The sequence below is a fragment of the Wolbachia endosymbiont of Tuta absoluta genome (genome assembly GCF_059414725.1).
Window position 1 is genome coordinate 1 of sequence record NZ_JBNRJY010000234.1, and the last position, 11,359, is coordinate 11,359.

9 protein-coding genes are annotated in these 11,359 nt (G+C 34.4%); 2 read left to right on the forward strand and 7 right to left on the reverse strand.

Features of this window, described 5'->3' with window-relative positions; all coding sequences use genetic code 11:
• Positions 1 to 426, forward strand: a 426-nt coding sequence (locus tag ACJ5GX_RS02520; protein WP_495292667.1) for a hypothetical protein, incomplete at its 5' end; no start/stop codon positions are given.
• A gap of 105 nt (positions 427 to 531) precedes the next feature.
• Here ACJ5GX_RS02520 and ACJ5GX_RS02525 read toward each other — a convergent pair.
• The 6 genes from ACJ5GX_RS02525 to ACJ5GX_RS02550 all read right to left on the reverse strand — a co-directional run bounded on the left by ACJ5GX_RS02525 (position 532) and on the right by ACJ5GX_RS02550 (position 9,104).
• Positions 532 to 1,611, reverse strand: a complete 1,080-nt coding sequence (locus tag ACJ5GX_RS02525) for a phage major capsid protein (protein WP_495292668.1) — start codon at positions 1,609 to 1,611, stop codon at positions 532 to 534.
• Positions 1,612 to 2,370: 759 nt separating this feature from the next.
• Positions 2,371 to 3,051 carry an orotidine-5'-phosphate decarboxylase gene (gene pyrF / locus ACJ5GX_RS02530; protein WP_012481735.1) on the reverse strand — a complete coding sequence of 227 codons (681 nt, stop codon included), beginning with the start codon at positions 3,049 to 3,051 and terminating at the stop codon, positions 2,371 to 2,373.
• A 43-nt stretch (positions 3,052 to 3,094) separates the two neighbouring features.
• Positions 3,095 to 4,261: a hypothetical protein gene (locus tag ACJ5GX_RS02535; protein ID WP_052264866.1), complete on the reverse strand. Its 1,167-nt coding sequence runs from the start codon at positions 4,259 to 4,261 to the stop codon at positions 3,095 to 3,097.
• Positions 4,262 to 4,398: 137 nt separating this feature from the next.
• Positions 4,399 to 5,370 (reverse strand): hypothetical protein, encoded by a 972-nt coding sequence (locus tag ACJ5GX_RS02540; protein WP_495292669.1) that lies wholly within the window; start codon positions 5,368 to 5,370, stop codon positions 4,399 to 4,401.
• A gap of 24 nt (positions 5,371 to 5,394) precedes the next feature.
• Positions 5,395 to 6,489 carry a hypothetical protein gene (locus tag ACJ5GX_RS02545; RefSeq protein ID WP_495292670.1) on the reverse strand — a complete coding sequence of 365 codons (1,095 nt, stop codon included), beginning with the start codon at positions 6,487 to 6,489 and terminating at the stop codon, positions 5,395 to 5,397.
• Between the two features lie 41 nt (positions 6,490 to 6,530).
• Complete coding sequence (locus ACJ5GX_RS02550) at positions 6,531 to 9,104, reverse strand: valine--tRNA ligase (RefSeq protein WP_007302750.1); 2,574 nt, start codon at positions 9,102 to 9,104, stop codon at positions 6,531 to 6,533.
• Between the two features lie 157 nt (positions 9,105 to 9,261).
• Between ACJ5GX_RS02550 and ACJ5GX_RS02555 the strand changes: the two genes are divergently transcribed.
• Complete coding sequence (locus ACJ5GX_RS02555; protein WP_007302751.1) at positions 9,262 to 9,765, forward strand: hypothetical protein; 504 nt, start codon at positions 9,262 to 9,264, stop codon at positions 9,763 to 9,765.
• A gap of 117 nt (positions 9,766 to 9,882) precedes the next feature.
• Here the strand turns inward: ACJ5GX_RS02555 and ACJ5GX_RS02560 are convergent, their stop codons facing one another.
• Positions 9,883 to 11,175, reverse strand: coding sequence for a cbb3-type cytochrome c oxidase subunit I (locus tag ACJ5GX_RS02560; RefSeq protein WP_007302752.1), 1,293 nt, complete (start codon positions 11,173 to 11,175; stop codon positions 9,883 to 9,885).
• Between the last annotated feature and the right edge of the window lie 184 nt (positions 11,176 to 11,359).

An 11,359-nucleotide genomic window follows, 5' to 3' on the forward strand; every position in this document is an offset into this window, starting at 1 on the left:
CTACTCGCATCCGATTCTGGCTCCGCTTCCTCGATCGATCTTCTGTGGTGTGGGATACAGAATCGTCGAACGACCCCTTGTAACCTGGCTGGTGTTGGGGTTTTTATACCGCCTACTTGGTTAGGTAGGGCAATTTACCTAACTTTATGGCAGAAAAAGAATGAAAGTAGAATGAATGCAGTACAAATGAGAGCGTTAAGAAGTATGATTGACGTAAAATTGAGTGACAGGATAAGGAATAGCGTGATAAGGGAACGTTGTGGTATAAAAGAAAAGGGTATGCTTAGATGGTTTGGTCATGTAGAGAGGATGAATGAAAGAAGATTAACGAAACAGGTGTATATGGCAAGTGTGGATGGGAACGTCGGAAGGGGAAGACCTCGACGAACGTACCTCGATCGATCAATTGCTTCTTGGTTGGTATAATTTTTCTTTAATTATATAAAAATCTCATAATACTGACCGTGCTAATGAAGCTGCGAAACATTCTCATGTCACATTCAAAACTGAAATTTCCATTGGAAACTACCTCTAAGTCAGTACCGTACAGTAAGTCAATGCTGCTTTGCATTTTTCGTCGAGTCGATCGATCTTATAAGCTTGTTTGAAATCTGCTACTGCAATCATTGTAGGTGGCATATCAGCAGATTGATATACCGGTATTCCCATCAAAGTATCTGGAGTTTCAAGCGATAAACTCGGCTGCCAAAGATACTGACCTGTTTCAGATTTTAGTAGCCTCACGTCCTTTAACGTACTTCTGTTCATCAAAAATGATGCATTTTTAGAGTAATGTTCATTTAGAGAGTAGTACAATATCATTATGGCATCGCTGTCTAGCTTATCAGCTTTAATTTGCTCTATCTTATTATGACCATTTCCATTTTCGTAAGCTAAAATTCCTTTAGGTTGAAAAGTGCCATCACCTTTAATGAAGGCTTCATTCTCTTTCTTACTGAAAGTTTCGGCAACCTTTTCTACAAGCCAACTTTCAACATTGACAAATGCATCATCGAGCAATTTTTGTGATATTTGCGGCTGAGCATAGAGCTCGTAAGTTGTGATGGAAATCTTTTGAATTTTAGGTGTACTTGTGTCTTTTGCAAAATCATATTTGGATTTATAGCCACCATCTTCATCTTCTACTGTTTCACCACTCCAACCTGCACCAGCACGGTCACAATCTTCTATAATATAATCCAGCGTTTCAGTAGAGATTCTTTGACTAGAACATATTTGCCGCATTGGAGATGAATCAGCTATACGCTTGTTTATGCGTTTTACAATATGAGGAGTAACTAAATACCCTCCAATATCATTGTCATCTCCACTTAGGGTTTTGTGTGATAACCTGTTTTCCATTCCTTTGCGAATATAATCAGAAAAATATTTATCACCTGTATTAAAATCTGTGCTAATCTCTGGGCGTTGAGCTGAGGTTTCAATAAAATCTAAGCGCTCTTTGCAATTATCAATATTACTATTTATCTTGCATAGCTGCTCAGGCCCTTTGCTTTCGATTTCTTTTAGTTTACGATCATTTATTAGTTTAAATTGCTCCCATGATGAAGCAAGTTCATTAACACGGTGAGCGATATCAGTAAGTGACATAATAGCCTCCTTTAAAAATAAAATTAGAATAGTTATTGTAATTTGAAGGTAATCTTTATCAGTAATCTCAGCGTTGTCATGCAACCTGCATTCAGAAAAAAGACCGGTGAATGGCAGCTTAGTATAACTCAAACGCTTGTTTACAACCAGTGCTGGGAGGCGCCCTCATGGTAAACAACGTTCATACAACTGTGACGTATAATGCTCGTACCTGCCATTCACCGGTCTTTTTTCTGGATTCTAGCATTGGCTTCATGGTAGATACAAATGAACGTAAGCTGCTTGGTAACGGGAGAAAAATGATAATGATTACTTGTTGAAGTAAAAAAAGCAGTGTAGTATTACACCACGCTAAGTATTATACTTAATTGTCAGCACTATACAGCATCCATTTTTTTGTGTCAAGCACTTTTTTTCACTGAGTAGGAGAATGTGCAAATAAAGTACGTAGCCGTATAAAGCTGGGATCCATTTTTCTATCATCACCAGAAACGTTGATTACTTTTATACCTGTAAATTTAACTGGATCCCAGTTTCAGGGCACTGGGATGACAGAAGAAAAAGGCCTGTATCGGCTACTTCGATGACACTCACAGCCCTGTCATTCCAGTGCGTGACGCTGGAATCCAGAAAAAAAAGAAAAATGGTCAAGCACTGACCCATTTAGTTATCTTTTCTCGTCTACCTTGTTTTGCCACCCTGCTGAACGGATACATACCGTTTGTTGCTTTTACTCTATGCTACCTTATCTGCCCTGCTTCAATCAGTAAGGGATTTCAATATTAACTCTGCACTACTTGCGGGATTGCTACTCTCTGTAATGGGTCTGCCAATTACGATATAATCAGCTCCTGAATTTATTGCTTCTTTTGGTGTTGCTGTCCTTTTTTGATCATCATGACCTCGATTCATACGGATTCCTGGAGTAATAATTTTAAAGTCTTTACCACATTCTTGGCGCACTTCTTGAGCTTCTAGTGCAGAGCAAACTACTCCATGTAGTCCAATCTTTTTTGCAAGCTTTGCTAGCAAAATTACCTGTGATTTTGCCTCCCTTGCTACTCCGAGTTCACTCAGATCTTCATTGCCCATACTAGTTAGTACTGTTACTCCAATTAGCTTTATTTTCTTTCCTTGCACTATACTTAGTGCTTCTTTAAGCATTTTTGTTCCACCACTGATATGCAATGTTAGCATTTCAACATCTAGAGCTTTTATTGCTTCAACTGTTCTAGCTACAGTGTTTGGAATATCATACAATTTTAGATCTAAAAAAATTGGTACATTGCATTTTGCAACTTCTCTCACTCCAGAAGGACCATGTGCAGCAAAAAATTCTAACCCAAGTTTTACCATGCCAACCTTATCACGCAGACCATTAGCCCAAGATATGGCTTCATTCAAATCTTGTGTATCCAGTGCGCATATTATTGGGTTCATTATCTTGTATAATTTTTTTTATAATAAGAGTAATTGTTGCATTTTACCATCCATATTCAGGGATTGGTCCACTTGCAATGCTTTGTACAGACACTGAACACGATAATCTGGTCGGAGTGGGTGAACGACTGGCATATCCAAGATCTTCCTGTAAAGAATCAGACGTTTCCTCCGATGTTTTGGAACCTTTCATTGGCTTGAATTGCACAAGCTGCCCTAATATAAATTTTATTTTCTGAGTCTCCCCTAATATTATTTTTTTGCTATAATCTTTAATTGTTTCATTTTCTCTTATTGATTCTTCTATCTTATCTATCACATATTGAAGTTGTTTTATTTGACTGTCTCGCTCTAAAAGTGAATTTCTTAAATTTTTCACTTCGTTATTACAATCTTGTCTTATTCTGTCTAACTCAAAAGATTGATTTTTAATTAAACCGTCTGCTTTATCTAGCTCTTCAAATTTCCTTTTTAACTCTTGAGATAAGTTTTTATTTTTCTGATCAATTTCTTTAAATTTACATTGTAATTCATCTAATTTCACACAAAGTTCTTCTTTTCTTTTATGTAATTCTTCTTTTTTCATATACAGTATATGTTTCTCTTTACGTAATTTGTCTATTTCCTTAGATAACTCCTCTTTTTCTTTAGATAATTTCTCTACTTCCTTATATAATTCCTCATATTTATCATTGTCTATTTTTCTTTTCAATTCGATTATAAGTTTTTTCCTCTCAGTTAGATTAGCTTCTTTTTCCTGTAACTGTTTACACAAATATGAGATTTTATGGAGTAGTTCTTTTTCTTGTGCAGCAAGCTCATCTTTCTCCTTCGTTACTTTTTCTAATTCGTCTGTTATTCCAATTATATGGATCATTTTTGCTTCTAATTTCTCCTCCAAAGATTTTTTTTCTTTAAGAAAAGATTTCCTCTCAGTTTCTATTTTTTGACCAAATTTTCTTTCTTCCTCGTATAAATTGTGCTTTTCTTGAGTCAACTCACGCTCTTTGTGAGCAAATTTCTTCTCCACTTTACTAGTGTCAATAATTATTTTATACAAAATCATAAAAGCCAAAACAGATAATACAGCTAAAGCGAGAATTAAAGAACTAGGTACATTAATAAGCGCTAAAGATGTAAGTAACGTGAGAGTAGCCAGAGAACTAGCTATAAAATAAAATGTATTATATTTATTAAGTAAATTGCTCATCACCTATACACAAAACTGCAGCAGTCTTGTATATATTGATTAAAATTGTCTTACCTGTAGAGGAGAACACTTATCACAATTTTACCAGTGATAAACTTTAGTTGATATTCTAACTAAACTCAAAATGCAAGGTGGCATCAGACAGGAGTAGAACATCTAGGAGTAGAACATCTACTAGAATATCCAAAATCTTCTGAATATGAAGCTTCATCCAGCTCTTTATTTGGTAGTGCTGATAAATCTCCATTACTTATATCTGAAGGAGGAAGGCTATCATTAGTTTGTACAGATATTTCTTCAATTACTCCTTTTATTTCTTGATCACTGACTCCAACATTCTTGATTAATTCCTCCAATCTATTCAAAATCTCTAATACAGTTTCCTGCGATATAATCACTTTATCTCCTTCTCTTACATTCTCTTTGAACAAATATATCATGTTTTTTGCCAAATCTTGTGCTAAGCTCACACGATTCTGATGAACTAATGAAGATTGATCATTCAAATCTGAAATTTCTTCTTTTATAGAATGCTTCTCAAATAGTAACTCTTTGTACTTTTCATGTTGAATTTGACTTTCTTCCTCCAGATTGATGCTATAATTTTCCAACTCTTCACTGTTTTTTCTTTCTTTATTAAGAATTTTTTCTAACTCTTTAATCCTACTGAAATATTTAGTTTCTTTCTCTTCCGATTGCTTACTTAGTTCTTCTAAATCTACAGTTAGTTTAATCACTTCTTGAGTTTTTTCATTTAACTTTTCTTGTAATCGTCTTTTTTCTTCTTCTAAATCCGATGATTTAAGTATTAAATCATAAGTTTCAGAACTTTCTTTTTGCAACTGCGCTTCTAACTCTGCTATTTTTTTCTCTTTCTTTTCTAAACATGTCATCAATTCTGTTACTTTTTTAGATTCTAATTCATGTGATTGATTTTTTAATCTCTGGATTTCATTGTCCTTATTACTTAACTTTTTTTGAGCATCATTCAGTTCTTGTTCTAACCTTTTATTTTCATTCATTGATTCAGCCAGTCCGTACTCTGATTTCCTTATTTGATCCTTTAGTCTTTTTACTCTGACATCTCGACCTTCAGCATATTCTTCCAAATTTTGCTTTTCTTTACTTAACTGTTATATCTTTTCTTGCATTTCCCTTAACTTCTTATTTAACTTTTCCTTCTCTATTCTTTTCTCCTCAAATTCACTCTCTACCGAATCACTTAGCTGCTTGAGTTTTTGTGTTACTTCAGCCAAAACTTCATCTTTTTCCCTTACCTTTCCATTTAATTCCTCTACCTCTCTCATTTTTTGCTGTAATTGTTCTAATATAGTTTGATTATTTCCAGTTAATCTTGTATTTTCTTTTTCCAATTTATTAATTCTTTCGTTTAAGCTTTCATCTACAACTTGTGCAATTTTGTCTTGCATTTTAGTACTACCTATTTGAGCTTTTTTGATGCCACGCTCAATTTCTTGAGTTGTTTGAATGTTAATATTTCTATTACTATTTTCTATCACAATCTCAGATGATTTATGATTGCCTTTCTCCTTATTTCTAAATTTTATTTGATACAAGAATAAGTTACCTATTTTTACATCTTTATTTGCTTTCAATTGATCATCAGTAACACGATTACGCTCGATAAGTTCTATACCATTAGCATCAATATTAATTATAATAGTGCACTTTTTTCCGTCCTCATCACACCAATTCAGAGTCATTTCGTATGCACTATCAGTTACAACATAGTGCCTTATTCCTTCTTCAGAAACAAAACCGTGCATTCCATTTTTTCCATTGCTATGCAGAGTTGAAAACCCTGAAATTCCATTATCTTGACAGAAATTACTATTCAAAAACTCACTGACTTTGAATTTGTTTTTATTAGCTCCCAATTTAACTTCTGCACAACTACCATATATTGACACTGTTTCAACACCACTTTCAATATACCCATTCAATACTTTTTTAGCCTTATCTTGAAGCTCTAGTCTCGCCTCCTTTACATTATTGAAATCTTGGATAACGGCTTTATACAATTCATCTTCATTAAAATTGGCATTGTATTTTATTAAAAAAGATAATATGTGAAGACTAGCTACAGCAGTGTGAATTGATTTATTCTTTTCTTTTATCTTACCGAGCAAAAACAAAAACCTTTGAATGAAGTCATGATAATCATCTTTTTGCTCTTCAATTTTATTATTATATGAATTACCAATCATTATTACCTCACAACTAAATAATTAGTATAGTAATACGAATGCTAAGTTACATCAATCAATAAACTTACAGTAAATTTTCCATTCTCAGTTATAAGCTCTGCTTCTGTACCCTCAACCCATTCTATCACTTCAGCATTGCAAACTGACTGCAAATCATGCTGAGCAGAATAATTTAACTCATCCTCTTTTACACTCGCTTTTATCATCAACTTTTGTATAAGATGCTTAACTGATACGTTATTATCTGCTTTTATTTTTCTCACAAGGTTTAATATCTGCACGAAATTATCTCCCATTTCTTCAGAATACTTATCATAGATAAGTTCTTCCTTGTTAGGCCAATTACTTTTATTGTGAACGGAGTTATAACTATACAACTGATGATATATTTCCTCTGTAATGTATGGCAAAAATGGTGCAAATAACCGCAAAATAATATTGAGTACATATGCCAAACTCTGTTTCGCACTCATGTTTGCCTCGCTGTCCAATGCATCTCCATATGCACGTTTTTTAACTAACTCTAAGTAATTATCACAAAAATCTTTCCAAAAAAATTCTTCTATTGCGCTCAAAGCTTCGCAGTATTCAAACTGTAATAGGTTGTTCGTCGTTTTTTCTATCACTTTATATAATTTGGACAATATCCACTTATCCATCGTCTCACTGATGGAATTTATGCTCAATGCTTGATGTTTTTCCATAAACATGGAAACAAATTTGCTAGCATTCCAAAGTTTCGTAACAAGTCGTTTGCCAATTTTGAAGATATTTTCAGAGTAGACTGTGTCAACTCCAAGTCTTGAGTTTGCTGCCCAATAGCGTACTACGTCAGCTCCATAGGTTTCAAGCATTACATGAGGAGTGATGATATTACCTTTTGATTTACTCATCTTTTTTTTATCATCAGCCAAACACCAACCACTAATCATGATATTTTTCCACGGCAGTGAATCTGCATGATAATGTGCCTTCAAAATCGTATAAAAAGCCCAAGTTCTTATTATCTCATGGCTTTGGCTGCGCAGATCTGCAGGAAATATCTTATCATACCGATGGCTTGGTAAACCGAGCTCACTGTTTACTGCCAGTGCACTTAATTGAGGAGTGATCGCACTTGTTGCCCAAGTATCCATCACATCTTGATCTGAAGTAACTTCTTCTTTAATATACCCTTTCGGCAAATCTTTGAGTGGATCTACAGGTAAATCCTTTACTTCAGCTAGAATGATTTTGCCTTCTTCTCCCTTACGTTTTGAATACCAAACTGGAAATGGTACACCAAAATAACGCTGTCTTGAGATGCACCAATCCCAACTTAGCCCTTCTATCCACACCTCTATACGTTTACGCATAGATTCTGGATGCCAATTACATTTACTCACTTTATCTAATACTTGAGTTTTTTGCTCTAAAGTCTTGACAAACCATTGATAAGTAGGTAATATTTCAAGCGGCGCACCAGATCTTTCAGCACATTTAACAGAATGAGAAATGCTAGTGCTTTCTATTAAAAGGCCCTTTTCAGTTAGGATTTCAATAATTCTCTTTCTTGCTTCTTTAACTCTTAGGCCATTTACTTCATCGTAGATTCCAGCGTCACGCGCTGGAGCGTGTGTCTCCTCTAATGTCTGGATTCCAGTGTCAAGCACTGGAATGTCACTCCCCTTTGTCATCCCAGTGCCTTGACACTGGGATCTATTATTACCATACACTGAATCTAGACTTATCCTACCATCCTGATCGATAATAATTTTCATCGGCAGACCATGCTTTTGCTGCCAATATATGTCGAGCTCATCACCAAACGTACAGCACATAACAAGCCCAGTACCTTTATCTATTTTAACTTTATCATCAGCTATTATTGGAACTTTTGCTCCTGTTATTGGCACTACGGCTATTTTTCCAATCAGCTGAGTGTAGCGTGCATCTTCTGGATGGCAAAAAACTGCAACACATGCTGGAAGCAACTCAGGCCGTGTAGTTGCAATCTTAATCTGCTCATTTTCTTCAGTGGAAAAAACTATCGTGTTCAAAAATGACTCAAAGACTTTATCCTCTATTTCTGCTTGTGCAATTGCAGTTTTATCGACTGGGTCCCAAAGAATAGGTTGCATTTTTTTGTATGCATACTCTTTATTATATAGATCAATGAATGACATTTGAGAAAGTGCCACAGCTTCTTTACTAATTGTGTGATACTCTAAATTCCAGTCATAACTAATACCGACTGATTTAAACAATTCCTTGAATTCCTGCTTTGACTTCTCAATAACTTCATGGCACATCTCTATAAATTCTTCTCTGCCAACTTCTTTTGCACGGGTTTTATAGGTCTGCTCAACTAACCTTTCAGTGGGAAGCCCATTATCATCAAACCCAATTGGATAAAATACATCTTTCCCCAGCATACGTTGAAACCTTGCAATAAAGTCCGTATGGCAATAGCTAAATATATGACCAATATGCAACTTTCCAGATATCGTTGGTGGAGGCGTATCTATAGTGAAAGTATTATCCTTTTCACCATTCCATTTATAAACTTTACTCCCTTCCCATAATATGTTGTATTTGTCTTCAATTTCCCTAAAGCTATACTTTTCTTCTAACATAAATATTTCTCAGTTTTAAGCTTTAAGTTATCACAATTGAGCAAATACAGCAATTTTAATGTCTGCCATTTAATTTAGCCTTGTTATGATACAAATTTTTCTTGATCTTATAATTTTTAATGTATTACATAATAAATTTTTAGTATTGAGGTTTATTATGCTTAACTTTCATAACTTAAAAGAGCTTATAGATATTCTAAGTAATCCATACTATGTGCCTCACCCAGCAAAAGTAGACTTAGTAGAATTGCTTGAAGACGTGCTGGAATTAAAAGATAAAAAAAGCCCAGAAGAGGCAATAACTACATTGAAAGATAAAATAAGAAATGAACTCAAAAGTGAAATGTCGAATGAACTGAAACAAAAAATAAATACTCAAATCCAGCAGTTACAGCAAGAAAAGAAAATATTAGAAACCAAAAATGAAGCAAATAAACAACTAAAAGAAAAAGCAACATATATCGCTACTGCTAGTACTGGTCTTGCTGTTGGGTTAGTAGTGTATATTACACTTGAACATACAAATAAATTGGACATGTGGTTAATCGTTGTTATAGCAACAGTATCTGCATTCTTAGCTGGTGATTTAATAATGAAACCTAGCTCTCAAGTAAATGGAACACAAGAACCACAAGGAGTAGCAAATAAGAATTCAGTGTAGCTTGATATAGTTTTTTTCATTTCACTGCCTTTCCAAATTTGAAGCAGGTTGTTTGAGCCATAGTACAAAGTAAATATAGTAATTTTACACTAAAATTTTTAGTTTTGTTTCTGTGGGTTAGTTGGTACGAGCCTTGCCTTTAAGAAGATGTAAAATCACAATTATTACGAATAACATTCCACCAATAACTGATATAGCTCCACCCGTAATAAAACAAGCACGTGCCAACATTGATGAAATACTTGGCAGATCTGCAACTTTTCTTAAGGCACCATATCCACCAAGCCAAACAAGTCCAGTAATGTGGAGAAAATGTCCCAAGCTATATGCATAAATCTGTAATCTTACTATGGAGCTTTTTATTTCTTTACAGCCCAATTTTGGTAACAGCCAGTAGACAAAATTCATAAAAGCTATAGTAATACCAACTACAGAACCATGATAATGCGCAGGAATAGTGACATTTCCTTCAATAGTTAGCACTCCAAGCACACCTCCATAAATGAACAATACAAACGAGTGAAGAAGATAATTGCCCTTATCATTGAGCAGAGTTTTTATGTTGCAATACACTAATATTGTTAAAAAGCACGGCAGAACTGCTCCAGCAATTCTCATATGCCAGGTAAAAAACTGTATCAATTCAGCACTATCCGCCGAATAAATAAAGTATATAAACGGCGCACCTACGGTCAAAACTGTGTTTATAAATAGTGGTAAAATGGTAATTTTATTTAGACTAATATAGCGAGCATTCAGTATGATCAAATAAACTAAAAACATTGCTTGAGCAAAGGCAAACTGCAGTAAATGTCCGCCTCCCCAAAAGAGATATTCATAAAATAAATTCTTGTCTGAGTGATATAGACCTGGAGGCATATTTTTATGTGCTAAAACAACACAAAGAAATGATGACACAAGTATAATGACCAGGCCAATTTGTCCGATTGAAAGATATGAGTCTTGTTTATTTGATATGTAGGCTAGAGCTGTATTTATCAATATGCTGGTAATGAAAAGACTGAGTCCAAGTAAAAATAATTTGTTTTGTAATACAGGTATATAGTTACTTTTGATAACTTCAGTATTTGGAACAAATGCAGATATAAACATTAGCAGCATGGAAAGGATTGAGAGAATCCATGAGAAGTTAAACCAATGATTGGTGTTTTTTAAGTTTATGATGAAGAGCAGAGATATTATAGAGCACATCCATACCAAAATTGACAAATTTACGTGTATCACCAGTGCATTATCAAAGATATATTGTGCAGAAGGAATGAGAGAAGAAATAAAAGGCAATCGTAGAAAAATAACAATTATTGACAGCAGTCCAGAACAAGCAAGAGCAAGTACTGCCAAGAATATCCATTGCCTGCAAAGTGAAGCGTTATTTTGTATGTTGAGCATTTATTTTTAGGTACTATAGCATAAGATAGTATACATTTTTCAAATTGATATGAGTAGTTCAAATGAATGACATCACAACAATATCTTTCATCCTGAAAATGCTGCCTGTTTCATATTGGAGTAGTATTACTGACAGCATTAGTTTGAGCTATAGATATTTCTTTTAGTCCATACTTGATAAAAG